Source organism: Deinococcus planocerae, from assembly GCF_002869765.1.
Taxonomy (GTDB): domain Bacteria; phylum Deinococcota; class Deinococci; order Deinococcales; family Deinococcaceae; genus Deinococcus; species Deinococcus planocerae.
Map to the genome: position 1 here is coordinate 109,268 of NZ_PNOR01000002.1, position 26,307 is coordinate 135,574.

A 26,307-nucleotide genomic window follows, 5' to 3' on the forward strand; every position below is an offset into this window, starting at 1 on the left:
TGTGGGATTCAGGGTCGAGCTGTGTCGTGGGAGAGGCGAGCAACGGATAAAGACGTTGGGGACGTGATCAAGGACCTGTTCCGGCAGGGCGAGTGAGGATTCGCCACACATGCCGAATTTGATTTCCTTCCAATCGAGTGCGCTCGGGGCGCTGGGGCAACTGGCCCTGCTGGCGGCCCTCGCCTTCTCCCTGGGCGGCACCTGGCTCGCGGTGGTCGGCGGGCTGAGGGCCGACGCCCGGGCCACCGAGGCGGCGCGGCGGGCGGTGTGGGCCGTCTTCGGCCTCGTGACCCTCGCCTCCCTGATCCTGATGACGGCGCTGCTGGGCGACGACTTCTCGGTGCGGTACGTGGCCGAGCACTCCATGAGGGCGTCGCCCACCTGGGTGAAGGTGACGAGCCTGTGGGGAGCACTCTCCGGGTCGATCCTGCTGTGGGCGTGGCTGCTCGCGGGGTTCGCCTTCGTGCTGAGCCTGACCCTGCGGCGCGACGCCCTGCGGCCCTGGGCCCTCGCGGCGATGTTCGTCAGCCTGCTGTTCTTCGTGGGGGTGTGCGCCTCGGTCGCCAGCCCCTTCACGCCGGTCTCGCAACTCGTCACCGACGGGCGCGGCCCCAACCCCGCCCTGCAAAACCACTGGATGATGGCGGTCCACCCGGTCCTGCTGTACCTGGGCTTCGTGGGCCTGAGCGTGCCCTTCGCCTACGCGGTCGCCGCGCTCGTCACCGGGCGGCTCTCCGACCACTGGGTCGTGACCACCCGGCGCTGGACGCTGGTGGCCTGGGCCTTTCTGACCGCCGCCATCGTCGCGGGGGGCTGGTGGAGCTACGAGACGCTGGGCTGGGGCGGCTACTGGGCGTGGGACCCGGTGGAGAACGCCTCGTTCATCCCCTGGCTGCTCGCCACGGCCTTCCTGCACAGCGTGCAGATTCAGGAGCGGCGCGGGCTGATGCGCTCGTGGAACGTGTGGCTGATCGTGCTGGCCTACGCGAGCACGGTGCTGGGGACCTTCCTCAACCGCTCCGGCATCGTGCAGAGCGTCCACGCCTTCGCGGGCGGGCCGGTGGGGCCGGTGTTCCTGGGCTTCCTGGCCTTCCTGCTCGTTGCCGGAATTGGTCTCGCGGCGTGGCGGGCCCCCCACCTGCGGGACGAGGGCGAGCCGCCCGCCCCCGTCAGCCGCGAGGGCGCCTTCCTGGCGGGGAACTGGCTCTTCCTGGTCTTCGCCGTGATGGTGCTCGTCGGGACCCTCTTCCCCACCTTCGTGGAGGCGGTGCAGGGGCGGCGGGACGCGTCGGTGGGGCCCGCCTTCTACAACGCCTTCGCCATCCCGCTGGGGCTGGGCCTGCTGGGGCTGATGGGCGTGGGGCCGCTGCTCCCGTGGCGGCGGGCCGAGGGGCAGGGATTGTGGCGGGCGCTGCGTCCCCTGCTGATTGCGGGGATTGGGGCGGGCGTGCTCGCCTTCGCGCTGGGCGTGCGGAGCCCCGGTGTGCTGGGAACGGTGGCGCTGGGGGCCTACAACCTCGTCGGGCTGGGGCTGCTGACGGCCCGCGCCCTGCGGCAGCGCGGCGGCGACCTGGCGGGCCTGGTACGTGAACAACCCCGCCGCTACGGCGCCTACCTCGCCCACGTCGGGCTGGTGGTGATCGCGCTGGGCATCGCCTTTTCGGGGGCGTACCGGCAGGACGCGCAGACCACGCTCAACGTCGGGGCGGCCCCCACGAAGTTGTTGAACGAGTCCGTTGCCCTGCAAACGATACGGCCTGTTCAAAAACCCTACGGAAGGTCTATCGTCGCGCAGGTGCTTATCGACGAGGAACTCTTCGAGGCGCGGTTGAATACATACGTTCAGGGAGGGAACACGCTCTTCGCCACCCCAGCCGTGCGCTACGGGGTGCTGGGTGACACTTACCTCGTGGTCACCGCCTTCGATCCAGGGGGGAAGTGGGCGAGCGTGCGGCTGATCGAGAGCCCGCTGGTGTCGTGGATCTGGTGGGGCACGCTGATCGTGGTGCTGGGGGCGGGCCTGACGCTCGTGGCGCCCCGGCGGGCGACGGTGCGGGCGCCTGTAGCGCGGACGGCCCCGGCGACGGACTAGCCCCTGCGCCCTGAAGAAGAGAGTGGATGTATGACAGAGATTTCTACGAACCCCAAACCTGCGACCCCCGCTCCCCTGTGGCGACGTCTGCTGCCGCCCGTGCTCGCGGCGGGGCTCGCCGGGGTGCTGGGCGCAGCGCTGCTGAACCCCGCGCGCAACACCCCGGACGGTGGACCGCTGATCAACAAGCCTGCCCCCGACTTCACCCTCGAAAGCCTCGACGGCGCTCAGGTCAGCCTCGCCTCCCTTCAGGGCCGCCCGGTCGTCTTGAACTTCTGGGCGTCGTGGTGCACGCCGTGCCGGGAGGAGGCGCCCCTCCTTCGCGAACTCAGCGAGCGGCAGGGAGCGGGACAGGGCCTGGCGGTCATCGGGGTGTTGTTTCAGGAGACAAAGGAACAGAACGCGCGCGACTTCATCAAGGAGTATGCCCTCGCCTACCCTTCCTTGCGTGACCCGGGCATCCAGACGGGCATCAACTATGGCGTATCGGGCATTCCGGAGACGTTCTTCATTGACCGCGAGGGCGTGATCCGTGACAAGGTGTCAGGGGGCCTGAACCGCGAGCGCCTGAACGCGGGGCTGTCGAAGATCGGGGTGGCGGGGTTGTGAGGCGGCCAGTGGTGTGGGAGTTCCTTGCCCTCGTCCTGGGTTTGCTGCTCTCCGTTTCGCTCGCCCTGACGCCCGACCAGGAGGCGCGGGCAGAGCGGCTGGGAAATAATCTGCGCTGCCCGATCTGCACGGGGGTGCCCATCACGGAGAGCACGAACGACATCAGCCGGGAGATGCTGCGGGACGTGCGCGAGCAGGTGGCGGCGGGGCGCAGCGACCGGGACATCTACTCCTACTTCGCGGCGCGGTACGGGAACTTCGTCCTGCTTGACCCGCCCAAGGAGGGGAGCAATCTGCTCCTGTGGGGCGCCCCCCTGGTCGCGCTGGCGGGGGGCGGGGCGGTGCTGTGGGGTGTGTTGCGCAAGCGGAACGTTGCGGCTCCGTCCACCCCGGAGCCGGTTGCCGAGGAGCCCTTCGACCCCTTCCTCGCCCAGGTGCGGCGCGAGACCCGGCAGGATGACCGGGCGGGAGGTAGGGTGTGATTCTGAGCCTGACCCTCTTCGCCCTCGTCGTGCTGGCCGCGCTGTGGCTGGTCTTGCTGCCGCTCCGGGGTGGCGTGCCCGCCGACCCCGACGCCCCAGAGCGGGAACGGCTCACCGCCGAGCGCGACCGCCTGTACGCGGAGCTGGCGAACCTGACCGACGAGGCCCGGCGCCCCGACCTCGAACGCCGGGCAGCACTCACCCTGCGGGCCCTCGACGCCCTGCCGCCCGCTCCTCCTCCCCGGGAACGCGGGAAGCGGACGCGCACCGTCGCACTTGTGGGACTCGCAGTGGCTGCGCTCGTCACGGTCGCCGGGGCGGTGACCTTCGTGCCGCGCTGGCAGCTCGCCTCGCTGGGGGCGGGGGAGGCGCAGGACGTGCGCGACGTGCTCGCGTTGCCGGGCCTGCGGAAGAGGGCCGAGACGACCGGGGAGGGGGCCGCGTACCTCGCCTGGGGCCGGGCCGCCTTCGACTCCGCCCGGTACGCGCAGGCGGTGATCGCGTACGGGAACACCCTGAAGCTCGACCCCCGGCAGCCCGAGGCCCTGCGGCGGCTGGGCATCCTGCTCCTGACCCGGCCCGACCAGCAAGGAGCGCAGGCCCAGCAGCCCTCGCCCGAGGAGGCGCGGCAGGCCTTCCGCCTGATCCAGGCGGCGGCGCAGCTTGCCCCGAAGGAACCCGAGTCGCAGCTCCTCCTGGGCTTCGCGCTCGCCCGCTTCGGGCAGGACGCGGACGCGCTGACGGCGCTCGAACGCTACCGGACCCTCGACCCCAAGGGGCGGGACGCGGATGACCTCATCACCTCTCTGCGGGCGAGGCAGAACGAGAGCGACCCCGGCCTCAAGGTCTACGCCGCGAACTGCGCGAGCTGCCACGGCCCGAACGGGCAGGGGGGCCTGGGCCCCAGCCTGCGGGTTTCCACCCTGTCGCGCGACGCACTCAGAAGCGTGATCGTGAACGGCAAGGGCGCCATGCCCGCCTACCCGAACCTGAAGCCCGACGAGCTGAACGCCCTCCTCGACGCGCTGGGGCGGTGGCAGAAGGAAGGCGAGTAATTCCCACGTCGGCTAACGCTTGTCGTCCGGCGTGTACGAGTACAGGGACAGCAGGGCGGAGCTGATGTCCCGGAAGATGGGGGCGGCGAGTTGCGACCCCTGGTACTCGCGTTTGGCCCCGCGCACCATCACCGCCACCGTGAAGCGCGGTTGCGCCGCGGGGAGGAAGCCCGCAAAGGTGCTGGAAAACACCTTCCCGCTGTAGCGGCCGTCCACCGCCACCTGCGCGGTGCCGGTCTTGCCGCCTACATGGTACCCGGGCAACTCGGCCTTCCCCCGGATGCCGTCGTCGATCACCCCACGCAGCACCTCGCGCATCCGGGTCGCCGTCTCCCGGCGCAGCACCTGCCTCGCCCCGGCCACGTCGCCGGGGAAGAGGCGTGGGGGAACGTACCGCCCGTCGTTCGCCAGCACGTTGAAGGCCGCGACGAGTTGCAGGGTGGTGACGGTCAGGCCCTGCCCGAAGGACACGGTGGCCTGCGACAGGGCGCCCCAGTCCTCCGGGTCCCGCAGGAGGCCGTCCCCGGCGGGCAGGCCCAGCCGGACCGGCTGCCCGAAGCCGTAAGCGGTGAAGTAGCGGTACAGCAGCTCCGGGGGCACGCCCTCCACGAGCCGGGTCATGCCGACGTTGCTGGAGTAGCGCAGAATCTGCCGCGTCGTGAGCCGGGCCGGATGCGGGACGAGGTCGTTGATGGTGGCCCCCGCGTACCGGCGCCACATCGGCGTGTCGTAGACCGTGTCAGGTGTGGTGCGGCCCTCGTCGAGCAGGGCCGCCACCGTGAGCGCCTTGACCACGCTGCCCGGCTCGTACTCGTCCAGCGCCGCCCGGTTGCGCCAACGGTCAGCCGGGACCTGACGCCAGGCGCCCGGGTCGAAGCCCGGCACCGACACCACGGCACGCAACTCGCCCGTCCGGGTGTCCATGACGGCGGCCGACGCGAACTGGGCGTCGGTGCGCCTCACGGCTTCGGTCAGGACGGCCTCGACGGCGGCCTGCACGCGGGTGTCCAGGGTGAGGGTCAGCGCCTCGCCGCGCTGCAAACGCCGGTTCATCGCCCGCTCCGTGCCCTCCAGCCCGCCCGAGGCCCCCACGAAGCCGATGACCGGCGCGGCGAGAGAACCCAGGGGGTAACGCCGGGCGTCCAGGGCGCCGTGCGCCAGAACCTGCCCGTCGGCGCTGTGCAGTTCCCCGCGGGTGGGCCGGGTGGACGGGAGGGGTGTGGGGCCAGCGGGGACCGTGATCCGGGCGAAGGCCACCGCCAACACGGCGAAGGCGAGCAGACACAGGGCGGCCAGGATGGTGGCGCGGCGACCCAGGCGCTGGGGGCCAGCACGGGACGGAGATGGGGCCATAGGAGGAAGGTCTTTCTCAGGAGGGCCTGGACGAGGAAGGAAAACGCGTGGCGCCGGGAACGTCAGAGAAGGCGGACCATTCGCGTAGCCCGCGCCGGACGGCGGACGTCGAGGGAGTGTCGGTGTCGTGGAACAGGTGCCGAACCGTCGGTGAGCAGCGCAGGGACGCGGCGTGGGGGCTCACCACCGAGCGTAAGGGGGGTGGGTTAGCCGGGCGTGATAGGACGCGCCTCCTGCACCTCCAGCAGCGGCGGACGGCCGGGCCTGCTCGGCGGGTGGGCGGCCCGGTTGGGGGGCTGGTCATTTCACCAGTCCCGCGACCATGTTGATGGAAAAGGCGACGATCACCGTCCCGAACAGGAAGGCGAGCAGCGCGTGCTTGGTGATCTCGAAGCGCAGGCCCGTGTCGGTCACCGGCGTGTCCGACACCTGGTAGGTCATGCCCACCGTGAAGGCCAGGTACAGAAACTCGCGGTAACTCGGGTCACGCTCCTGGTTGAAGTCCACCCCGCCCTGACTGTCCCGGTAGTACAGGTGGGCGTAGTGCAGGGTATAGACCATGTGGAGCGTGCTCCAGGAGAGCGCGACCGCCAGCAGACTGCCGACCGTCAGGACCACCTCCAGGGACCCGCCCAGGTGGCCGGCCTCGGCCAGCCCGCGCCCCACGCCGACCAGACTCATGCTGCTGGCCGCGAGCAGCAGCAGCCGGGCGCTGGCCCGCGCGGGGTCCGCCCGGGTGGCGAGGTGCCGGGTCTCGGCCGCGTCCGCGCTCACCACGAGCCACACGGCGGGCACCAGGAAGACCAGCGCGGCGGCGTCCCAGGCCAGCAGCACCTGGAGAAACCACGGCCAGGCGTCCGGCAGCAGCAGGTACACGCCCAGCCCGGCCACGCTCATGGCCACCAGGCGGGCGCGGGCGCTGGCCGCCCGACGGGCCAGGCGGCTGGCGAGCGCGGTGCGTCCCCTCACTTCCGGCCCCCCGGCTGAACGAGACGGCTTCCCGACGGTACGGTGCGCCCTCGGAGCCAGGGCTGCGGCCCGACCCGGGTCACGGTCCGGCACCCCCGGCAAGCAGCCACTGGACCCCCTTGCCCAGCATCGCGGCGTTGAGCAGCAGGGCGAGGGTCATCAGCCGCAGGTACCGGTCGTCCGACGGCGCGGGCGAGCCGAACAGCCGCCCGGCGAGCAGCACCGTGCCCAGCGCGTAGAAGATCGCGCCGCTCCCGACGCGGCCCCCGAGGGCCAGGACCGCACCGACCGCCAGGTCGGACAGGCTGACCGCGAGGCGCAGCCGCTCGGCCTGACGTTGCCGCCGGGCTCTCCCCTTCACCCGGGCCTCCCGCCACGCGGCACCCGGCAGATGGACCCCGGCATGCCCTCACCGCCCCCACGTCACGAACAGGCCCGGGGCGACGAGCAACCTCACCGTCGCCGTGAGCCAGCACAGGACCTGCAAGCGCGGGGGCAGGGTGAAGCGGCCCAGCCCGTCCCGGCGGATGGCGAGGAGCATTGTCCGGGCCATGACCGGCGCGGCCACCACCCGTTGATGATCGCCGCCCGGTCCAGCGCCCGGAGGGGATCGAAGCCCCGCAGCGTCGCGCCCACCAGCACCCCAGAAAAGCCGCGCGCGGTGAGGGGGCGGCGCTCCAGCCCCCCCGGCCAGCACCGGCACCGCCAGCAGGCCGGCGCCGATGATGCCGAGGGCGAACAGGCTGAAGGCGAGCCGCCCGGCCACCGGGCTCAGGGCCTCGGCCACCTGCGCCGCCATCTGGATGTCCGTCCGGCCACTAGCGTGCAGCGTGATCGGCGCTGTCAGGATGATGAAAAAGGCCACCAGGTTCGGACAGGCCAGGCCGAGGAACGTGTCGATCCGGAGGCGCAGTTCCGGCGCCTCCGCCTGGTCCAGGGCGCGGCGCAACTGCGCCTCGCCAGCATGGGCGCGGACCTCCCGCGACGCCTGCCAGAAGAACAGGTACGGGCTGATGGTCGTGTCCGGCACCACGAGCAACCCCTTGAGCCCCCCAGTCCCCGGCGCGAGCCGCGGCCACACGGTGGCCCTCAGGGCCTCGCCCCAGGGCACCCTCACCACGGAGGCGAACAGCCTGACGGTGAGCCACTTCAGCGCCCGGAGGTCCCGCGCGTACGGCACGACCACCGGCAACCCCGCCGACAGCCGGGCGAACAGCGCCGCGTCCAGCAGGGCCGCGTCCATCGCGCCGATGTCCGCCCCAGGGTGGAGGGTGGGCACGACCACGAGGACCAGGGTCACGGCGTACAGGACCCCGGCGGGGAAGTGGCGCCGGGTGGTGCCGGCCAACCCGTGCCCCGTGACCCGCCCGATGCGGGCGCTGATCTCCTGGGCGCTCGTCATCCGGGGGGACGAGAACAGCAGGGTCCACAGCCGTCCGAACCCGAACTGCGCGCCCACCTGGGAGGAGGTGGCGAGGCCACTGGGACGGTCGTCCGACGCGCCGATCACGAGGCCGGGACCCAGCGAATGCCCGAAGGCGGGCCGCCGTGCGGTCTTCCACGGTTCCGGCGAGGCAGACGGGGAAGCGGTGGAATCGTTCATGCGGGCGACTTCCGGTGCAATCTGCTGGTGAGCGGGAGCACCCACCACAACCCCCCGATCAGCAGGCCCACCAGACCGGTCGCCAGGCGGGCCCACAGGGTTCCGAAGAGCGGCTGAAGCACCAGGTGGGTCGCCAGCACGAGCGCGAGGGAAAGCGGGACCAGGCCCACGACGACCACCCGGGTGGCGAAACGCTTGAAGCGCGGCCGGTCCCGCAGCGGCCAGTTCAGGCGGTGGTACGCCGCCACCGAGGTGAACAGCACCAGGCTGGCGAGCGCGCTCAGGAACGTGGCCCCGTACACCCCGCGCTCCGTGGCCACCAGCCGTGCAAAGCCCGAACTGAACGGCACGGTGATCAGGAAGGCGGTCAGCACCTGCGCGCCGGTGAGCAGCACCCGCGTCTCCTGCAACAGGTCGTCGAGGGATCCGGGGTCGTGGGTGGAGGGACCCGCCGGCGGTTCTCGTGACGTCATGCCGGCGGCTCCACCGGAGCCAGCACGGTGAGGCCCGGAGGGAAGGTCGCCGTGGGGGAAGGGAAGCGCTCGGCCCCAGACGCCGCCCCGGGTGCCCCAGCGGGGCGCTCCACCGTCAACACGACGGCGGGAAGGTGGTCAGGACTGTACGCTGCCCACCGGGCGCGGGCCGAGCTCACGGCGGTGTTCGACCCCCTCGGACCCGCCGGGGGACGGGCGGGCGCGGGCCGCCCCCGGGGAGGGCTGCTCCCCGGAAGGGACCCACACCGCGAGGTCGCCCCGGCCCGCGTGCTCACCGTCCCCCCGTCAGCCTGAGGGCGCGGGCGATGCCCTCGCGCTGGTCCCGGAAGGTCCCGGAAAACATCTGGTCGCCGACCCGGGTGACGGGCAGCGAGGACACGTCGGCACGCGCCAACAGCTCCGCGCGCGCCTGCGGGTCGTGGTTGACGTTCTTCTCCGTGAAGGGAATGGCGTGACGGGTCAGGAAGGCGCCCACCGCCCGGCTGGTCGCGCAGGCTCCCGTCGTGTACACGGTGACCGTGGTCATGTCGGCCCCCCGCCCACCCGCTTGCCCCCACCCCCGTGGAACCCCCGGGGGCGCGGCGGCTCCATCCGGCGCAAGCCCCGTGGAAGGAGCAGGGTCCGGGGCAGGCAGCGCTTCACCCCGCGCGCCTCCACCTCCTGGAAGGTCGGCTCTGTTCGACGAAGGAGAGGAACCTGAAGCACGCCGCATTATATGAATATTTGTGCAGATGTACAGTAGTTTGGAAGGGTTGGGGGCGATTTGGGCAGCCTTCAACCCCCGCTCCGGGAGGAATTCCTGTTGATGACCGGCCACCACTCAGCGAGGGACCTGCGCCCGACCCGCCGCTTGGTCCTGGACCCGCGCGTGCCCAGCCACAGACCCAGCAGGACCAGCGCGCTCAGCGCCGCGACCCACTCCCCCCACCGGACGTACGGCGTCCAGGTCCCGGCCTCCGCAAAGGACACGGGCAGCACCCCGGCGACCCCTCGCGACAGCCGGGCCGTGACCTGCCCGGAGGGGGCGATGGCCGCCGTCACCCCGTCGTTGCCCGCCCGCAACAGCCAGCGGCGGGTCTCGATGGCCCGCACGCGCCCCATCTGGAAGTGCTGCTCGCCGCCCACCGACGGCCCGAACCAGGCGTCGTTCGATACCACGGCCAGGACCCGCGCGCCGCGCCGCACCTGGGCGCGGGCGAAGGCCGGAAACGTCGACTCGTAACAGATGAGCGCCCCCACCCGCAGGTTCCCCACCACCAGCGGCGCCAGCGTGCGTCCGGGGACGGTGCCCGTCAGCGCCGGCAACCCCAGGGCGCGGAACAGGGCCCGGTAAACTCCGTCGAGCGCCTTGCGGCCCGGAAAGAACTCCCCGAACGGCACCAGCCGCACCTTGTCCTGCCGGCCCCGCACCTGGCCTTCCTCAAAAGCGTACACGCTGTTGCGGTACCCGTCCTCCTCGGTGGGGGCGCCCAGCAGCAGCGGCACCTTCAGGGCCGTCAGCGCGCGGGCCACCTCGGGAGAACTCGGCGCGGCCGGGGCGGCCGTCTCCGGCCACACCACCAGCCGCGCCGGGCCCGCCGTCAGGCCTGAGCGCGTCAGGGTCAGGTAACGCCCCAATTCATCCGTCGTGCGCCCCTGAGCCTTGGCCCGCGGATCGATATTGCCCTGGACCAGCAGTGCCCGCGCGCTGCCCGGTGGGTCGGGAGGCCGGGTGAGCCCGTAAGCGAGGCCCAGGGACAGCAGCGCCGCGCCGCCCAGCAGCGCGCGGGGTCGCCCGTCCGCCAGGGCCGCCGCCGTCAACGCGACGAGCAGCCCCACCAGCGCGAGGCCGCCCAGATCGGCGAGCTGCACGAGTGGGGTCGGCGCGAAGGCGTACCCCAGGCTGCCCCAGGTGAACCCGAACGGTCCCAGGGCGCGCGCGGCGTCCAGCAGCGTCCACGCGAACGGCAGGGCCCAGAGCGTGGCGGGGCCCATCACCCGGCGGGTCATGGCCGCCGTTCCAGCCCAGGTCAGGGCCAGCAGCCCCACCAAGATCGGGTACAACGCCGCCACGCCGGGACCGAAGAGGGGCGTCAGGCTGCCCGGCAACCACAGCAGCAGCACCCCGAAGAAGCCGGCCGCGAAGGTCAAGGTCAGGGCGAAGGCCCCTCGCGGCGGGGGGGCGGCCACCGCCCGGAACAGCCAGGCCAGGGGCAGCGGGGCGAGCCACGCGAGCGGGGAAGGCGGAAACGCGAACGACAGGGCCACCCCCGCCAGCAGGGCCAGCAGGAACCGGGCTCGGTGGGGCGAGGCTCTCCACCGGGTCAGAGGACGAGCACCCCCCGGTGCTGGGCGGCCCCCTCGGGCTCCACGTGGATGGTGACCTCGCTCCCCGGCACCTCCCGCTCAATCACTCCTTCCAGCCGGTCGCAGATGGCGTGGGCCTGCCCCACCGTGAGGTGCCCCTGGACCACCAGGTGGAAGTCGATGAAGGTGACTTGGCCCGCGTGGCGGGTGCGCAGGTCGTGCGCCTCCAGGGCGCCGTCGGCGTGCTCGGCCACCAGGCGGCGGATCAAGGCCTGCGTCTCGGGCGGCGCGGCCTCGTCGAGCAGGCTGCGCGCGGACGACCGCACCAGCCGCCCGCCCACCCACAGGATGTTCAGGGCCACCAACATCGCCATGAGTGGGTCGAGCACCGTCCAGCCGGTCAGCGCCACCAGCCCCAGGCCGACGAGGACCCCCCCGCTGGTCACCACGTCGGTGAGCAGGTGCTGACCGTCCGCGACCAGGGCGGGGGAGCGCAGCCGCCGCCCGCTGCGGACGAGGTAGGTGCCGTAGCCCGCGTTCAGCAGGGTCGCCCCGAGCGAGACGAGCAGACCCAGTCCCAGCGCTTCGAGGGGCTTCGGGGCCCTGAGGTCCTGGTAGGCGCTGTAGATGATGCTGACGGCGGCCAGGACGATCAACACGCCCTCGAACACGGCCGAGAAGTACTCAGCCTTGGCGTGGCCGTAGGGGTGGTCGGCGTCGGCGGGCTTGCGCGCGACCGAGAGCGCGAAGAGGGCGGCCGCAGAGGCGACGACGTTGATGATGCTCTCCAGCGCGTCGGAGTACAGCGCAACGCTGCCGGTCAGCAGGTACGCGCCCGCCTTGAGCGCGAGGATCAGCAGGCCCAGCAGCAGGCTGTACTGGGCCAGTCGGAGGGTACGGTCCAAAGTCAACCTCGTGGAAGACGGGCGGGCAGGTGTGACCGGGTTGGGGCTACGGCTTGCCGCTGATGGCGATGAGGGTGGTGTCCCCCTCCCGGGTGGCGTGGTACTGCAACAGGTCGCCCCCCTTGTTGAGGAACGCCGAGTAATTGCCGGGCAGGGCGTCGTCCGTCAGTTGCTGATACCCGGCGCGTTTGAAGGGGTCGAGCAGGGCCCTGGGGTGCCAGCCGGGCAGTCGGTACTGCTCGATGCGGCTGACGCCTTGCCGGACTTCCTGGCGGTACGTGCGGCTGTACGTCGGGCACTCCGGAATCAGACCTGCTGGCAGGGGGGCCAGCCCGTTCCAGAGCGTGCCTGGCCGCTCGATGCAGTACAGGTCCCCCTGCCAGCGCCGCTCCACGGCAAACCACCACCCGCCCAGACCCAGCAGCCCGATGAGCACCACGGCCGGCACGATGAAGACGGGCCTCATTCCCGCACGTGGTCCACCGCCCCGCCGATCAGGCTGTTGATGTGCTGGTCGAGCAGGCGGTAGTAGACGATGCGGCCCTCCTTGCGGAAGGTCACCAGTCGGTGGGCCCGCAGGAGTCGAAGCTGGTGGCTGACCGCGCTCTCGCTGATGCCCACCACGGCGGCCAGGTCGCACACGCACAGCTCCTCGGTGTTCAGGGCGCTGAGAATGCGGAATCGCGTGGGGTCGGCCACGACCTTGAGCAGGGCGGTGGCGTCCTCGATGCACCCCGCATCGGGCAGGGTGGCGCGGGCGCGGGCGACTGCCTCGGGGTGGACGCAGGTCACTTCGCACACGTCGTCTTGAGAAGCGGTTCTCATGTCCTGACCATAGCGCAGGGCAGCGGGCAGCACCGTCACCGCATCACCTCCCGCACATCCGCCGCCACGCGGTCCGTGTTCGTGAGCTGGGTGTAGTCCCAGACCAGGCGCCGCCGTCCCTCGCGGTCGATCAGGTACACGCCGGTGGTGTGGTTGATCTGGTAGGTCGTCTTGCTCTTGACGTCGGATTTCTGGTAGCCCACCCCCCAGGCGGCGGCGGTGTCGCCGAGATCAGGCTCCGGGAGAAAGACGCCCTTCGCGGAGGAGCTGAAGAACCGGACGTACTCGCGCAGTTTCTTCACGTCGTCCCGGGCGGGGTCGAGGGTCACGAGCACGGTGCGGAAGTTGGCCCGCTCCGCTTCCGGCAGGGCCTGGCGCACCCGCTCCAGGGAGGCCAGGGTGGTCGGGCAGATGTTCGCGCAGTGCAGGAAGCCGAAGAACACGGCGACCGTCTGACCCCGCAGCGAACTCAGGGCGAAGGGTCGGCCGTCCTCCCCGGTGCCCGTCAAGGCAGGCGCGGTTGTCTGCGGGTCGTACACGGTGCCGTAGAAGGGAAAGGGGCTTTTCAGCCGGGCGTAGGTCCACACGCCGCCCAGCAGCAGGCCGACGGCCAGCAGGGCCCAGAGCAGGGACTGCCAGACGGGGCGCCTCGCCGGTTGGGTGGGAGAGGGGAGGGTCACGTCGTTCATGGATGGAGGTGTCCTTCGTGCCCGGCGTGGGCGCCGGGCGGTTCCAGTTGTACGGTGCTGTGCTCGATGCCGTGCCGCTCGGCGACCTCGTGGACCTGGGCGAGCAGGCCGCCTTCGGGTCCGGGCACCACCAGATGCGCCGTGAGGTTGTGTTCGCCGCTGGTCACACTCCAGACGTGCAGGTCGTGAACCTCGGCGACCCCCGGCAGGGCCGCGAGATCCGCCCGGAGCACGTCCAGGTCCAGCCCCTCGGGCGTGCCCTCCATCAGCACGTTCACGCTGGCCTTCAGCAGCGTCCAGGTGCGCGGCAGCACCCACAGGCCGATCAGCGCGCCCAGCACGGGGTCGATCCAGGTCAGGCCGGTGAAGCGGATCAGCAGGGCCCCGATGATCACCGCGACCGAGCCGAGCAGGTCACTCAGCACCTCCAGGTAGGCGGACTTCACGTTCAGGCTGCCCTGACTGCCGCCCACCAGGATGCGGGCGCTGATCACGTTCACCAAGAGTCCCAGCACCGCCACGATCAGCATGGTGGTGCTCTGGATCTCGACCGGCTCGCGCAGGCGGCGGTAGGCCTCGAAGAGGATGTACATCCCGATAGCGAAGAGCGCCCCCGCGTTCACGGCCGCCGCCAGGATCTCGGCGCGGCGGTACCCGAAGGTGCGCCGACGGTCGGCCTGGCGCTGCCCGATGCGGATCGCAAACAGGGAGAGGGCCAGCGCCATCACGTCGGTGAGCATGTGCCCGGCGTCGGAGAGCAGCGCCAGGCTGCCCGAGAGGAAGCCGTAGATGACCTCGACGACCAGAAAGGTGCCAGTCAGCCCCAGGGCCAGGGTGAGTTGCCGGGCGCTCGCACTTGCCCCGTGGCTGTGCCCATGCTCACTCATGGGTCATGCCGTCCATTGGGGTTGCGGTCGCCTCGTCTTTTGGGGCCGTCGTCGGCGTCGGCGGCCGAACGCCCCGCCTGGCGAGCAGTGCGTCGATGGCCCCGATCTCCGACGTCTGCGCGGTCACGACCCGCCCGGCGAACGCCCGCACCTCCGGCCGGTTCAGGTCCCGCAAGGCCAACCGTGCCATCGCCACGCCTCCCTGGTGGTGCCGCCGCATCACCTGGAGGTACTGCCGCTCGGCCACACCCACGGGAAGGTACGCGAGTTCCTGAACCTGCTGGGGGGTCGCCAGGCCCATGCCCGTCCGGTCCATCCCCGCCAGCGGCGCCTCGGTTCCGGCCAGGGGTCGGCCCCAGGCCATCAACCAGCCCTGCATCTGCCCGATCTGGGCCTGCTGGGTGAGCAGGATGTCCTGCGCGAGGAGTTTCACCGCCGGGTCCGCCGCGCGCTTGACCATCGTGACGCTCATCTCGACCGCCTGGGCGTGGTGGGCGCTCATGTCGCGGGCAAAGGTCACGTCCGCGCTGCCCTCGGCGGGGGGACGGGGCCAGGCCAGGGCCAGCGCGCCGCCGAGCAGGGCCAGCCCCGCCACGCCGCCCAGGATCAGACGGTGCCGCTGTACGCGCCGCTGCATGACGCTCCAACCTCCGGGGCCTCGCCCCCCTGCTCGTACTTCTGGAGGAACTGTTTCACGCGAGGGTCGTTCACGTCCTGCACCTTGAGCTGGGCGTTCCAGGCGGTCAGGACCAATGGCGCCGTCTGCGTCTCGTGCGGGGAGAGCAGGGTGTAGGTGCGGCCGTCCACCACCCGCTTCAGGGCCTCGACCTGCTCGGCAGGCAGCCCCGGTTTGTAGGTGAGCCACACGGCGCCGTGCTCCAGGCTGTGCACGGCGTACTCGTCGTAGAGGGGTCGGTTGTATACCCCGCAGTTCTGCCAGGCGGGGTTGTGCGCGCCACCGGGTGGGGGCGTCTGGGCGTAATTGACCCGGCCCTCCTGGTGGGCGCCGCCCTCATTCTTGAAGGTCTGGACGCCCTCGATGTCGCCGCCCCCCTGGGAGCAGGCGGCGAGCAGCACGGGCAGGGTCAGCAGCAGCATTCTCTTCATGGGTTCTCCTTGGTGTGAGTGGAAGCACGGGACTCAGGGGCGGGAGGTCCGTCGTGGTGCGCCCGGCGTTCTCTCCACCCGGCCTGCAGCAGCAACCCGGCGACCCCGGCGCAGACCAGCATGTCCGACAGGTTAAAGATGGGAAAACGTCCACCGCCGAGTGTCCCGGACACGGCGTCCAGCAGCGGTGAGGTCAGGTAATCGACGACCGCGCCGCGTGTCAGGCCGTCGAGGGCGTTCCCGAGGGCCCCTGCCGCGATCAAGGCCAGCGGCCAGCGCTGGGCGCGGCCCAGGCGCCCCGACAGCAGCGCGGCCACGATCACCAGCCCCACGAGCAGGCGCAGGATCGCCAGGGGGGCCGGGAAGCTGCCCAGCATGCCCCAGGCCATGCCCGGGTTCAGGGTGAAGTCCAGGTGCAGCACGCCCGGCAGCAGGGTCCGGTCGACGCCGGGGGTCAGGTTTGCCACCGCCCAGCGCTTAAGCAGCCCCTCCAGGGCGAGCAGGGCCAGGATCGCCGCCAGCGGCCACCCGCGTGACCCCACGCTCACGACGCCAGCTCCAGCAGGTACAGGGCCACGAAGCCCGCGAAGAAGGCGGCGGTGATGAGGGGCGTCTCCTTCACCTCGTGCGCCTCGGTGAGCAGTTCCTCGGTCACCAGGAACAGCAGGGCCGCCGCCCCGAAGGACAGCACGATCTCCAGGGCGAGGCCGCTCAGCCCCTGGAGCAGCGACCCGCCCAGCAGCGCGCCCACGATCACCAGCAGGCTCAGCCCGGCCACGGTGAGGACCGTGCGGCCCCGGGGCGTGCCGGACTCCCCCAGGCTGGAGGCCACCGAGACGCCCAGGAACAGCAGTTCCAGCGTCAGGGCCACCACCAGCAGGGTGCCGACCCGCGCGCCCGCCGCGAAGCCCACCCCGATCAGCAGGCCGTCGATCAGCACGTCGATGCCGACCACGGTCACCAGCCCGACGTTCCCACCTGGGGCGGGCCCGCCCGCTGCCGGACGTTCCAGGCGCTCGGCCAGTTGCCGGATGACGAGCATCAGGCCCACGCCCAGCGAGAAGCCGATCACCACGCCGAGCGGCTGGTGGCCCCGGATGATCTCCGGCAGCAGTTCGCCCGCCACGGCGGCGAACACCACGCCCGCGGCGAAGTGCTGCACGAAGGAACGCAGCCGCTCGCCCGGCGTCCGGAAGGTGGCGGCCACCCCGCCGAACATGGTGGCTGCCACGGGAATCAGCGTAAGAGACAGGATTTGCGCGGTGAGAACGCTCAAGAGGGGGCGCTCTCTCCCCGCAGGGCCGCCAGAATCTGGGGGCGCTGGTCGTCGAAGGGACCGTAAAAGGCCTGCTCGCCGATGACGGTGACGGGGGCGATGCGGACCTGAGCCCTGGCCTGCATCTCGGCCAGGGCCTGCGGGTCCCCGCGCACGTTCTTCTCGGTGAAGGTGGCGCCCTGGTGGATCAGCAGCCGCTTGATGGCCTGGCAGTCCGCGCAGTTCGGGACGGTGTAGAGCGTGATCTCGAGCATGGTTCAGGCCCGGCTGGGGGTCGGGGCGGCGGTGACGCTGCGGGGGGCGGCGGGACCACTCCCCTTCCAGCGCAGCAGGCGCAGGGCGTTCGCCGTAACGATGGCGGTGGCGCCCGTGTCGGCCAGAATCGCCATCCACAGGTTGGTGTAGCCCAGCAGGGTCGTGACCAGGAAGATCGCCTTGAGGCCCAGCGCGAAGGCGATGTTCACCTTGATATTCTGCATGGTCGCCCGGGACAGCGCCACCAGGTCCGCCACGCCGGTGACCCGCTCACGCAGCAGGGCGGCGTCGGCGGTCTCCAGGGCCACGTCGGTGCCGCCGCCCATCGCAATGCCCACGTCCGACTGGGCCAGGGCGGGGGCGTCGTTGATGCCGTCCCCCACCATCGCCACCCCGCCCCGGGCCTTCAAGTCCGCGATCAGGCGCAGCTTGTCTTCAGGCAGCAGTTCGGCCCGCACGTCCATGCCCAAGTCGGAGGCGATGGCCTGCCCGGTGCGGGCGTTGTCCCCGGTGAGCATCACGGTCTGCACGCCCAGCCCGCGGAGTTGCGCGACGGCCTCCCGGGCGTCGGGCCGCGGCTCGTCGCGGATGGCGATGACGCCGAGGGGGGCCTGCCCGTCCAGCAGCACCACGGCGGTCCGGCCCTGCCCCTCGAAGGTCTCGATGCGGGCGCTCAGGTCGGCGGGGAGGGTCGTCAGGGTCGCGGCGTACCGGGGGGAGCTGACGCTCAGCGTGCGGCCCTCGACGGTGGCGGTCACGGCCTTGCCCGGGATGGCCTGGGCGTTCACGGCGGCGGGGAGGGTGAGCTTGCTCCCCTTCGCGGCGTCGGTGATGGCCTTGGCCAGCGGGTGGCTGCTGCCCGACTCCACGGCGGCGGCGAGGCGCAGGACCTCGCCTTGGTCTTGCCCCACCACGTCGGTCACGCGCGGCTTCCCGGCGGTCAGCGTCCCGGTCTTGTCGAACGCGACCGTCTTGACGCTCCCGATGCTCTCCAGCGCGGCCCCGCCCTTGATCAGCAGCCCACGGCGGGTTCCCGCGCTGATGCCGCTGGTGATGGCGGCGGGCACGCTCAGCACCAGGGCGCAGGGGCAACCGATCAGCAGCAGGGCGATCCCCTTGTAGAGCCAGGGGTGCCACTGGGCACCGAAGAACAGGGGCGGAACCAAGGCGACCAGGGCGGACACCGCCACCACCCCCGGGGTGTAGTACCGGCTGAAGCGGTCGATGAAGCGCGCGGTGGGCGCCTTGCTGCCCTCGGCCTCCTCGACCATATGGATGATCCGGGCGATGGTGTTGTCGCTGGCCGCCTTGTCCACCCGCACGGTCAGCACCCCGTCGGTGTTGATGCTGCCCGCGTAGACGGTGTTCCCGGCGCTCTTCACGACTGGGACGCTCTCCCCCGTCACGGGGCTGTCGTCGAGACTGGAGGTGCCGCTCAGGATGGTGCCGTCGGCGGGCACCCGCGCCCCGGGGTTCACCTGCACGGTCTGCCCGACCCGCAGGGCGTCGGCAGGCACCTCGCGGGTGCCCTGGCCCTCGACCAGCAGGGCCGTCTTGGGAGCCAGCGCCGCGAGCGCCTGAATCCCGGCGCGGGCCCGCCCGGCGGCGACGCCCTCCAGGAGTTCTCCCACCGCGAAGAAGAACACGACGACGGCGCCCTCGGCCGCCTCGCCGATCAGGATGGCGCCAATGGCGGCGAGACTCACCAGCGTGTTGATGCTGAAGTAGTCACCGAAGCGGGCACTCGCCACCGCCTTCTTCGCCAGCGGCCACACGCCCAGCAGAGTCGCGGCGATAAAACCGACGGTGGCGAATTGAGGCTCGATAAAGCCGAACAGCCAGGCCAGGGCGAGCAGCACGCCGGAGGTCACGACCAGCTTGCCCTGCCCGGTCGCGTACCAGGGCTGACCCGGTTTGGGAATCTCGTGGGTGTGACCATGACCCCCGTGGTCGTGATCGTGGCTGCCGTGATCGTGGTCGTGGTGGTCATGCCCCGCGTGGTCATGGCCCTCGTGGCTCTTGGCGGCGGACGGAGAGGCCGCTCCTCCCTGCAGGGAAGGGGTGTAGCCCAGGGACTGCAGGTTGCGCTCCAGCAGGGCGCGAGGGGTCTGGCGCTCGTCGAGGTCGAGTTCCAGGGTCTGCTTGCTGAAGCTGGTCTTCACGCCGCTCGCGCCAGGCACGGTGGCCATCATGCGTTCGACCTTCTGCACGCAACTCGCGCAGTCCATCCCGTCCACGAAGTAGGTCAGGTGGGAGAGGTCCTCCATCGGGGTGGGGGGGGCGGCACGGCTCAGCAATTCAGGCGCGTAGCCCAGCGCCTGGAGATTTCGTTCCAGGGTCGTGCGTGAAGTCCGGGTCTCGTCGAGGTCCAGGTCGAGCGTCTGCTTGTTGAAACTCGTTTTGACGCCGCTCGCGCCGGGCAGCGTGGCCATCATGCGCTCGACTTTCTGCACGCAACTCGCGCAGTCCATCCCGTCCACGAAGTAGGTCAGGTGAGCGGTCTCCGGCAAAGGGGCATCTGGGCGGGGGGGTGAGGCCGTCATGGGTTCAGTATACCTGAGTGGGCGTTCATATGTAAGTCTGTTCAGGCATAAAGCGGGGTTGACAGGAGACTCATTTCCGCCTCGGAAAGAAGAACGTACGCTGTCTGGACAGGAGGCACCCGATGACGATGCAGTCGCAGATCAAGCCAGGCATGCCGGTGAAGTGTGCGGACGGAATGGACCACGGCCAGGTGGACGGCGTGGACGGGGAGTACATCAAGCTCTCCGGGGGCGATTCCGCACAGCCGCACTGGCTGCCCATGAGTGCCGTGGACCATGTGGATCAGCACGTCCACCTGAACCTGGGCCACGAACAGGTCCACCAGGAGTGGCTGAGTGAGGACCCCCATCCCGAACACCGCCAGTGATCCGTCAAGAGATCAGTGCCCGGGGACGTCTGTCCGGACGTCCCCAGGCCATCCTGAGAGAGGTCGGCGGTGTCCCTTCTGCGGTCGGCGCAATAAAGGGGAGAGGTCGAACTCTCAACCGCCCTATTAAACCCACCGGATGACCGGAACCCTGTCGTTCGCCACGCTGACACGCTCAACGAGGCAAAGGTATGGTCCGGCCAGGCATCAGGTCTTGGTCCCCGGAGAGGCCATTCAGAGGTGAGGTTGTCGGTTGGCACTCTTCGACGCCTTGCAGAGGCCCTCAATCGTGGTGACGGCGGTGGTGCCCCCCATGCTCGTCATGCTGTCCCCGGTCATGCCGGTCCTCGTGGTGGCGGTCGCGCTCGTGATGCTGGTCGTGTCGCGGGACCACCGGTCGGTAGCCATGACCCCCACGGCCGTACTCGTCGTGGTACTCCCTGTCATGGTGCCGGTCCTCGTGGTGTCCCCCTAACAAGTTCCGCAAGAAACGTCCGATGCCCATACAAGCCTCCTTCACGCCTGGTGATGAATGGACCATTCGATCTGGCAGCGCCACACCTGGCGGGGAGCGGTCGAGCAGCTGGGCCTGGGTCTCATCGCGGGTTGCCGTCGGTGCGGGTATGAGTGGCGGGGAGATGCAGGCGGGCCCTGGCCGGCGCGATAGGGCGTGCCACGGGCCTGGGCCGCCACGAGGGTCCACCAGCAGCTTCGGCTGGCGCTCTGGAACGGCCCATGAAAGCTAGGTTTCAAGGTCGGGGCCCAGTGGCGGCGTGCTTACGCGGCGCTGTCCTTGTGCGCACGGCAGCCTGCCAATCCTGCTTTCCGCTTCCTGCAGGCGCCTCACGCCGTCTCTCCCATTCACGCCGTGTTCGAGGTGGGCACGCGAGGCACTCCGGTTCGAGGGGACCATGCCACTACTATAGCTGAACAGATGCTCATAGGTCTAGGAAACGAGGAGGGGCGTGCCCTCGGACTGCCTGGCGGTCGGGACCACAGGTGGTGTAGGTAGACAAGACCCTGACGCTGGGGATAAGGCTCAATCAGCGAACGTCGCGCCCCTGCTCTCGCCCAGCCTCCAGCTTCCTGCCGCCCGCGTCACATCTTCCAGCGCCGCGATCTGCTCCCCCACCGGGGCCTGCTCCAGGGCGGCAAGTTGGGCCACCGCCTCCTGACCCACCAGGCTCAGCGACTCCACCTGCCCGCGGGCCTCCTGCTGCTCGATGGTGCCCAACGCCTCGTGAACCTCGGTCTCCACCTGCTCCAGCGCCTCAAGCTGGGACGACGAGCGGCTCCGCTGCTCCACCTCCTCCACCAACGGCTCCAGGGCGGAGAGCTGGGCCTTGGCCCCCAGGTCCACCTCGGCCAGCCTGGCCGCGTTGACGTGCTCGACGGGGGTGGAGATCACCCGGTTGAGCGCCTCGGTGACGACCAGCTCCACGTGCCGGACAAACTGAAGCTGCTCCCGGCTGGCCGCCAGCAGCGCCCGCGTCTCTGCCGGGGAGGTGCCCGCCCCTTCCTCGCGCAGGGGCTGGGCGATGCGTTCCAGGGCGCGAGTGCTGCTGGGCTGGCTGCGTTCGACCGTGATGAGGTGTTCCAGGGCGGCGGTCGGCTCGATGCCCGCCGCGCCGACGTGCCGCGAGGACGACTTCGCGCTGGACCACCCCCTGCTGTTGAATCTCGCGGAGGGTCAGGGGTAACTCCGGGTGGGCATCCAGGTGAGCAGAAGAATGAACGGTGAAAGATGGATGCCCTCCTGCGGCTTCACGGGGGCACAGGTGAGCCACACCCGTCCATGTTGACTGAACGACTGCTCATACATGCACACAAAAGAGGAGTAAGGTCGCGCTTGGGCTGTCCTACTCCCCGGAGAGACCGGAGGGTGGAGGCGGGCCCAGGGAGGTCGGACCATGACGATGAGAGCACAGATTCAAGAGCACATGCCGGTGATTTGCGCGGATGGGCACCGGCACGGCGAGGTGGACCGGGTGGATGGGGACTACCTCAAGCTGACCCGGGACGACTCGGGGACGCACCACTGGCTGCCGCTGAGCGCGGTGGATCACGTGGACGAGCATGTGCACCTGAAGTTGAACCACGAGCAGGTGCATCAGCAGTGGCTGAGCGAGGACCCCCACCCAGAGCACCGGCAGTAAGCCAGCCGGGATGAGGGGGGCAACGCGTCCGTTGCCCCCCTGCGTCACCCCGTTCTTGCCGCCGGGAGGGTTTCCTTCCTTCGAGTGGAAGCTGGGGGGTGATCGTCCAGGCAAGCGTGACCGACCCGGAACGGCCAAGCGGGGCGACCGCCGTGAACCCGCGTCGGTCGCTCAACCGGACCCGGCGAGGCGGCACGCGCGAGTCGTGGAGGCCATGAAATGGGCAGGAACGCCTATTGTAACGGAGCACGAAGCAGACGCTCCACCGCCTGAACCCACCCTCCCATATCTTTCCGCCGACGGCGGAGACGCTGACCGCAAACGACCGTTACCGGGGCGGCAGGGCCCAGGACGTGCGTGAGGTGGGGCTCGCCGCCTAGAGCGACTTCGTGCTGTCCATGTTCGTCCCCAACTCCAGCATCTGGTACGGGTTGCACGTCGACCAGCGCAGCTGCATCCGGCGGGAACGGATTGATGCGCCTTCACAGGCCGTCTGGCGTCAGACCGGGTACCCTCTGTTCCAGAAAGAGGACCGACCTTGATGAACCGCCTTGCGTCCTTTACTGACCCCCGCATCCCGCTGGCGGCGGGTCTGTCCATGCTGGCTGCTGTGCTGCATGGCGGCGTGACCGGCGTGCATTTCACGGAGTGGTTCGGGTACGGGTGTCCTTCCTGGTGGCTACCGCCACGCAGTTCGTGTGGGGCGGCTTCCTGCTGCTGCACTTCCTCGGAGCCAAAGCCGCGCAGAGTGACCCCTTCCCGCGGGTGGGGCGCAGCCGGCTGGAAGTTCCGTACTCCTGGGCGGGCGTGATCGGGAACTCGCTCATCGCCGGGCTGTACTTCGTCACCCGCACGGTTGGCGTTCCCCTATTCGGCCCGGAGGCGGGTGAGGTTGAGGCGTGGGATGTGTTCGGACTCGTCACCCCCTGGAGCTGATGTTGATCGCGTTGCTGCTCGTGATGATCACAGGTAGGCGGCAGCCGACCAGACCGGGATGAGCCTGCCTGTCGGGGAAGAGGTTCTCCCCTTTCGCGAACCCGGAGGACTGCGGTGATGTCCTCCGGGCGAAGCGCGACGTTCTCGTCCTGGACAATTAAAGTGCAGGAGGGCGCGGTCGGCCTCCCGATACGAGCAGTAGCCGCCGGTAGACTGGCCGGGCATGGAAAGCAGCAGATGCTCTCGTAGCAGCCAAAGTCTTGGGCTAGAGGTGGAACTCGGCAACGAGTTCGCCAATGTGGATGGAGGAGGTGGACATGGGGGCTCCTACTAGGAAGGGGGTGGGCGCAGCGCGCCGGGTGTCAGGAGGCGCGCCCCTTCCGGGAGCGCGGCGCAGAGGGGCGACAGGGGCGCTCCACACATGGCTGCGGAATGCCCTGAACACAGCCATCACGCGCGGGCGGGCTGAGGTTGCAAGGTGGGTCGCTCGAAGCGCACCCGGTTGAGCAGCAGGGCGTTCACGGTGACGATCACGGTGCTGGCGCTCATCAGCAGGGCGGCCCACTCGGGACGCAGCAGAATGCCGTACGCCGGATACAGCACGCCCGCCGCGAAGGGGATCGCCAGGACGTTGTAGATTGCTGCCCAGAAGAGGTTCTGCTTGATCTTCCCGCGCACCCGCCGGGCGAGGTCGATGCTGCCCGCCACGTCCGCCGGGTTGTTCTTCACCAGCACCACGTCCGCCGTTTCCACCGCCACATCGGTGCCTGCACCGATGGCAAGGCCCACGTCCGCCTGCGCCAGTGCGGGCGCGTCGTTCACCCCGTCGCCCACCATCGCCACCTTGCGGCCCTGCCCCTGGAGTTCCTGAACCCTCGCGGCCTTGTCCCCCGGCAGCACCTCGGCGATCACGGTGTCCATCCCCAGTTGCCGGGCCACCGCCTCCGCTGTCCGGCGGTTGTCCCCGGTCAGCATCACCGTCTGAACGCCCAAACCGTGCAGGGCCTGCACTGCCGTCCGGGCCGTCTCACGGATGGTGTCGGCCACCGCCACCACGCCCAGCGCCCGTCCGTCCGCCGCGACATACATCGCGGTTTTCCCGTCCGCCGCGAGCCGGTCCACCTCCCCGGGCAGGGCACCGACGTCCACCCCCTCCCGGTCCATCAGCTTGCGGTTCCCGATCAGCACCCGCTGGCCCCGCACCGTCGCCACCACGCCGTGCCCGGGCACCGAGTCGAACGCGTCCGGACGCTGGATGTCCACCCCCCGGGCCTGGGCACCCCGGACGATGGCCTCCGCCAGCGGGTGCTGGGAGGGTTGGTCGGCGGACGCGGCCAGGCGCAGCAGTTCCGTTTCGTCTCCGCCCGGTGCGGGCACGAGGTCGGTGAGGGCGGGCTTGCCCTCGGTGAGGGTGCCCGTCTTGTCGAAGACCACGGTGTTCACCCCGGCAGTTGCTTCGAGTGCCGTGGCGTTCTTGAACAGCACGCCCTCCCGCGCCCCCTTGCCCACGCCCACCGTGATCGCGGTCGGGGTGGCGAGCGCCAGCGCGTCCGGGCAGGCGATCACGATGGCGGAGACGGCCGCCGTCAGGGCGAAGACGACGCCCTCACCGCCCAGGAAGTACCAGGCGAGGAAAGCGACCAGACCCGAGCCCAGGGCCACGAACACCAGGTACTTCCCGGCGAGGTCCGCCAGGCGCTGCGCCGGGGCCTTGCTGGCCTGCGCGTTCTGCACCATCTGCACGATGCGCGAGAGGGCGGTGTCGCTGCCGACGGCGGTCGCCTGGAAGGTGAAGGCGCCGTTCTGGTTGACCGTCCCGCCGGTGACCTTCGCGCCCGGATGCTTGGCCACCGGAATCGGCTCCCCGGTGATCATGCTCTCGTCGACGTAGGAACTGCCCGACACCACCTCGCCGTCCACCGGCACCCGGTCGCCGGGCCGCACGGCAATCTCGTCCCCAACCACCACCTGTTCCAGGGGGACCTCGACCTCCTGCCCGTTCCGAACGACCCGCGCGGTGGAGGGGGCCAGCTTCAGCAGGGCTTCCACCGCCCGTCCCGTGGCGAAGCGTGAGCGCATCTCCAGCCAGTGACCCAGCAGGGAGAGGGTGGTGAGCATGGCGGCGGCCTCGAAGAACACCTCGCCGCCCCCCAAGAAGAGGGTCGCGTAGACCGAGAAGAGCCAGGAGACCAGGATGCCCGTGGCGAGCAGGGTCATCATGTTCGCCTCGCCGCGCCTGAGGGCCCGCCACGCCGCGCTGATAAACGGCCAGCCGCCCCACCACACGACGGGCGTCGAGAGGATCAGGCCGAACCAGGCCATGCTCAGGCCGAAGGGCGGCATGGCGGTGAAGCCCAGCGACTCCCCGATCGGCGAGTACAGGATCAGCGGCACCGTCAGGACGAGCGAGATCACGAAGCGGCGCAGCATGTCGCCCACCATGTCCGCCCCGTGACCGGCGTGTTCGTCGTGGCCCATCTGCGCGTGCGCGCCCGCCCCGTCAGCCGTCATGGCGGCATGGTCGTGCCCCGCGTGCGCCGTCCCGGAAGACGCCTCCCGCCTGCCAGGCTTCATTGCCCCGTGATCGTGGGCTGCGGGGTGCGAGGCGCGGGCAGTCATGGCCGGGTGGCCGTGCCCAGCGTGCCCCGTCTCGGCGGGGGTGTCCCGGCGGCCCTGTGAGTGGGTGGGAGGGTCGTGGTGCGTGGACGTCGCGGCCTGGGCCAGCATCGCCGCGTGGTCGTGCCCGGTGTGCCCGTGGTCCGCGTGCCCGACGCGGGGATGCCCCGGCTGCACTGCGGACGGCGCGCAGTCCTCGCAGTCGCAGTCGTACCCGGCGGCGTGCAGGCGGCGGCGCAACTCGGGCTCGGTCACGGTGCCGGGGTCGTACCCGAGGTGGGCGACGGCGCGCGTGCGGTCGATGTGCACGCTCTGCACGCCCTCGATGGCGGAGAGGCTGCGCTCGAGGTCGGCGAACTCCGAGCCGTCGTAGCAGTTGCGGAACGCCACTTCCAGAACGCTGGAGGTCTGCGTGCTGGCTCCAGTCTGGCCGTGGTGGTGCGTCTCGTGCTGTCGCGTCATTGTTTCCCCCTGCCTCCGCCGCTCATCTGCTCACGGCGTGATCGCCCCGCGCCGTGAGGGTAGGGGGCGAGTGTTCAATTCCTGTAAACCTGCCGACCGCCGGCACTGCCTCGCCAGCCGTGACGAACCGTCCGGCAGTGCCTGTTTCGTCCGCGAATCGGCGACGTTCTGGGGTCGTCCAGTGAGGATGGAGCCGGTCGTGGCCTCAGCCTTTCGGGAAAGTGCGGTGTGTTCTGTCGCCGCAGTGCCCCGACTTGACCCTATACCCTCCTGGGGGGGATGTCAAGGCTGGGTTGGGGGTGGGTAACTATGATAGGGCGGGTATAGGGCAGAAAACGT

The 26,307-nt window shown here is 70.4% G+C and carries 29 protein-coding genes; 8 read left to right on the forward strand and 21 right to left on the reverse strand.

Going from position 1 to position 26,307, the window contains the following annotated elements:
* Nucleotides 1-109: 109 nt before the first annotated feature.
* Genes A7B18_RS01575 through A7B18_RS01590 form a run of 4 tightly spaced genes read left to right on the forward strand, consistent with a single transcriptional unit; the run spans nt 110 to nt 4,238 of the window.
* Nucleotides 110-2,092 carry a heme lyase CcmF/NrfE family subunit gene (locus tag A7B18_RS01575; RefSeq protein ID WP_102124911.1) on the forward strand — a complete coding sequence of 661 codons (1,983 nt, stop codon included), beginning with the start codon at nt 110-112 and terminating at the stop codon, nt 2,090-2,092.
* Between the two features lie 30 nt (nt 2,093-2,122).
* The gene (locus A7B18_RS01580) at nt 2,123-2,701 is read left to right on the forward strand and encodes a TlpA family protein disulfide reductase (RefSeq protein WP_102124912.1); all 579 of its coding nucleotides are present in this window, start codon (nt 2,123-2,125) and stop codon (nt 2,699-2,701) included.
* 11 nt (nt 2,702-2,712) lie between these two features.
* The gene (locus tag A7B18_RS01585) at nt 2,713-3,183 is read left to right on the forward strand and encodes a cytochrome c-type biogenesis protein (protein WP_102124980.1); all 471 of its coding nucleotides are present in this window, start codon (nt 2,713-2,715) and stop codon (nt 3,181-3,183) included.
* Nucleotides 3,180-4,238: a c-type cytochrome gene (locus A7B18_RS01590; protein ID WP_102124913.1), complete on the forward strand. Its 1,059-nt coding sequence runs from the start codon at nt 3,180-3,182 to the stop codon at nt 4,236-4,238. Before A7B18_RS01585 ends, A7B18_RS01590 begins: the two co-directional genes overlap by 4 nt.
* A gap of 12 nt (nt 4,239-4,250) precedes the next feature.
* Here the strand turns inward: A7B18_RS01590 and A7B18_RS01595 are convergent, their stop codons facing one another.
* From A7B18_RS01595 to A7B18_RS01680, 18 genes are all read right to left on the reverse strand, one after another.
* On the reverse strand, nt 4,251-5,591 hold the full coding sequence (locus A7B18_RS01595; RefSeq protein WP_102124914.1) for a peptidoglycan D,D-transpeptidase FtsI family protein: 1,341 nt from the start codon (nt 5,589-5,591) through the stop codon (nt 4,251-4,253).
* A 300-nt stretch (nt 5,592-5,891) separates the two neighbouring features.
* Entirely contained in the window at nt 5,892-6,560 is a 669-nt protein-coding gene (locus A7B18_RS01600) for a DUF1345 domain-containing protein (RefSeq protein ID WP_102124915.1), read from the reverse strand.
* A 79-nt stretch (nt 6,561-6,639) separates the two neighbouring features.
* Nucleotides 6,640-6,921, reverse strand: coding sequence for a hypothetical protein (locus A7B18_RS01605; protein ID WP_102124916.1), 282 nt, complete (start codon nt 6,919-6,921; stop codon nt 6,640-6,642).
* Nucleotides 6,922-6,969: 48 nt separating this feature from the next.
* Entirely contained in the window at nt 6,970-8,163 is a 1,194-nt protein-coding gene (locus A7B18_RS01610) for an NRAMP family divalent metal transporter (RefSeq protein WP_219722081.1), read from the reverse strand.
* Nucleotides 8,160-8,636: a DUF6328 family protein gene (locus tag A7B18_RS01615; RefSeq protein ID WP_102124917.1), complete on the reverse strand. Its 477-nt coding sequence runs from the start codon at nt 8,634-8,636 to the stop codon at nt 8,160-8,162. The genes A7B18_RS01610 and A7B18_RS01615 overlap by 4 nt, the downstream gene beginning before the upstream one ends.
* A gap of 292 nt (nt 8,637-8,928) precedes the next feature.
* Nucleotides 8,929-9,183: a glutaredoxin family protein gene (locus A7B18_RS01620; RefSeq protein WP_102124918.1), complete on the reverse strand. Its 255-nt coding sequence runs from the start codon at nt 9,181-9,183 to the stop codon at nt 8,929-8,931.
* Between the two features lie 248 nt (nt 9,184-9,431).
* Complete coding sequence (gene lnt, locus A7B18_RS01625) at nt 9,432-10,904, reverse strand: apolipoprotein N-acyltransferase (RefSeq protein WP_245872692.1); 1,473 nt, start codon at nt 10,902-10,904, stop codon at nt 9,432-9,434.
* A 56-nt stretch (nt 10,905-10,960) separates the two neighbouring features.
* Nucleotides 10,961-11,848: a cation diffusion facilitator family transporter gene (locus A7B18_RS01630; RefSeq protein ID WP_102124920.1), complete on the reverse strand. Its 888-nt coding sequence runs from the start codon at nt 11,846-11,848 to the stop codon at nt 10,961-10,963.
* A gap of 46 nt (nt 11,849-11,894) precedes the next feature.
* Complete coding sequence (locus A7B18_RS01635; protein ID WP_245872693.1) at nt 11,895-12,296, reverse strand: hypothetical protein; 402 nt, start codon at nt 12,294-12,296, stop codon at nt 11,895-11,897.
* Nucleotides 12,297-12,310: 14 nt separating this feature from the next.
* Nucleotides 12,311-12,673 (reverse strand): ArsR/SmtB family transcription factor, encoded by a 363-nt coding sequence (locus tag A7B18_RS01640; RefSeq protein ID WP_102124981.1) that lies wholly within the window; start codon nt 12,671-12,673, stop codon nt 12,311-12,313.
* 35 nt (nt 12,674-12,708) lie between these two features.
* Nucleotides 12,709-13,362, reverse strand: a complete 654-nt coding sequence (locus A7B18_RS01645; RefSeq protein WP_102124922.1) for an SCO family protein — start codon at nt 13,360-13,362, stop codon at nt 12,709-12,711.
* Nucleotides 13,359-14,249: a cation diffusion facilitator family transporter gene (locus A7B18_RS01650; RefSeq protein WP_102124923.1), complete on the reverse strand. Its 891-nt coding sequence runs from the start codon at nt 14,247-14,249 to the stop codon at nt 13,359-13,361. Before A7B18_RS01650 ends, A7B18_RS01645 begins: the two co-directional genes overlap by 4 nt.
* Nucleotides 14,242-14,886: a DUF305 domain-containing protein gene (locus A7B18_RS01655; RefSeq protein ID WP_102124924.1), complete on the reverse strand. Its 645-nt coding sequence runs from the start codon at nt 14,884-14,886 to the stop codon at nt 14,242-14,244. The genes A7B18_RS01650 and A7B18_RS01655 overlap by 8 nt, the downstream gene beginning before the upstream one ends.
* Nucleotides 14,856-15,356, reverse strand: coding sequence for a thioredoxin-like domain-containing protein (locus tag A7B18_RS01660; RefSeq protein ID WP_102124925.1), 501 nt, complete (start codon nt 15,354-15,356; stop codon nt 14,856-14,858). Before A7B18_RS01660 ends, A7B18_RS01655 begins: the two co-directional genes overlap by 31 nt.
* On the reverse strand, nt 15,353-15,904 hold the full coding sequence (locus tag A7B18_RS01665) for a signal peptidase II (protein ID WP_245872694.1): 552 nt from the start codon (nt 15,902-15,904) through the stop codon (nt 15,353-15,355). The genes A7B18_RS01660 and A7B18_RS01665 overlap by 4 nt, the downstream gene beginning before the upstream one ends.
* Nucleotides 15,901-16,587, reverse strand: coding sequence for a ZIP family metal transporter (locus A7B18_RS01670; protein ID WP_245872695.1), 687 nt, complete (start codon nt 16,585-16,587; stop codon nt 15,901-15,903). The genes A7B18_RS01665 and A7B18_RS01670 overlap by 4 nt, the downstream gene beginning before the upstream one ends.
* Before the next feature lie 41 nt (nt 16,588-16,628).
* On the reverse strand, nt 16,629-16,886 hold the full coding sequence (locus A7B18_RS01675; RefSeq protein ID WP_102124927.1) for a glutaredoxin family protein: 258 nt from the start codon (nt 16,884-16,886) through the stop codon (nt 16,629-16,631).
* 3 nt (nt 16,887-16,889) lie between these two features.
* Nucleotides 16,890-19,430: a heavy metal translocating P-type ATPase gene (locus A7B18_RS01680; RefSeq protein ID WP_102124928.1), complete on the reverse strand. Its 2,541-nt coding sequence runs from the start codon at nt 19,428-19,430 to the stop codon at nt 16,890-16,892.
* 122 nt (nt 19,431-19,552) lie between these two features.
* On the opposite strand from A7B18_RS01680, the gene A7B18_RS01685 reads away from it, so the two are divergent.
* On the forward strand, nt 19,553-19,798 hold the full coding sequence (locus A7B18_RS01685; RefSeq protein WP_102124929.1) for a DUF2171 domain-containing protein: 246 nt from the start codon (nt 19,553-19,555) through the stop codon (nt 19,796-19,798).
* A gap of 234 nt (nt 19,799-20,032) precedes the next feature.
* On the opposite strand, the gene A7B18_RS21790 is transcribed toward A7B18_RS01685, so the two are convergent.
* Both A7B18_RS21790 and A7B18_RS01695 read right to left on the reverse strand, forming a co-directional pair.
* Nucleotides 20,033-20,206 (reverse strand): hypothetical protein, encoded by a 174-nt coding sequence (locus A7B18_RS21790; RefSeq protein WP_180969973.1) that lies wholly within the window; start codon nt 20,204-20,206, stop codon nt 20,033-20,035.
* A gap of 631 nt (nt 20,207-20,837) precedes the next feature.
* A complete protein-coding gene (locus A7B18_RS01695; protein WP_102124931.1) occupies nt 20,838-21,239 on the reverse strand; it encodes a hypothetical protein in 402 nt (133 codons plus the stop codon).
* Between the two features lie 97 nt (nt 21,240-21,336).
* Between A7B18_RS01695 and A7B18_RS21795 the strand changes: the two genes are divergently transcribed.
* The 3 genes from A7B18_RS21795 to A7B18_RS01705 all read left to right on the forward strand — a co-directional run bounded on the left by A7B18_RS21795 (nt 21,337) and on the right by A7B18_RS01705 (nt 22,890).
* The gene (locus A7B18_RS21795) at nt 21,337-21,498 is read left to right on the forward strand and encodes a hypothetical protein (protein WP_180969974.1); all 162 of its coding nucleotides are present in this window, start codon (nt 21,337-21,339) and stop codon (nt 21,496-21,498) included.
* Nucleotides 21,499-21,708: 210 nt separating this feature from the next.
* Entirely contained in the window at nt 21,709-21,954 is a 246-nt protein-coding gene (locus tag A7B18_RS01700) for a DUF2171 domain-containing protein (protein ID WP_180969975.1), read from the forward strand.
* Between the two features lie 675 nt (nt 21,955-22,629).
* A complete protein-coding gene (locus tag A7B18_RS01705) occupies nt 22,630-22,890 on the forward strand; it encodes a hypothetical protein (RefSeq protein ID WP_146009421.1) in 261 nt (86 codons plus the stop codon).
* A 450-nt stretch (nt 22,891-23,340) separates the two neighbouring features.
* On the opposite strand, the gene A7B18_RS01710 is transcribed toward A7B18_RS01705, so the two are convergent.
* Nucleotides 23,341-25,968, reverse strand: a complete 2,628-nt coding sequence (locus tag A7B18_RS01710; RefSeq protein ID WP_102124933.1) for a heavy metal translocating P-type ATPase — start codon at nt 25,966-25,968, stop codon at nt 23,341-23,343.
* Nucleotides 25,969-26,307: the final 339 nt, after the last annotated feature.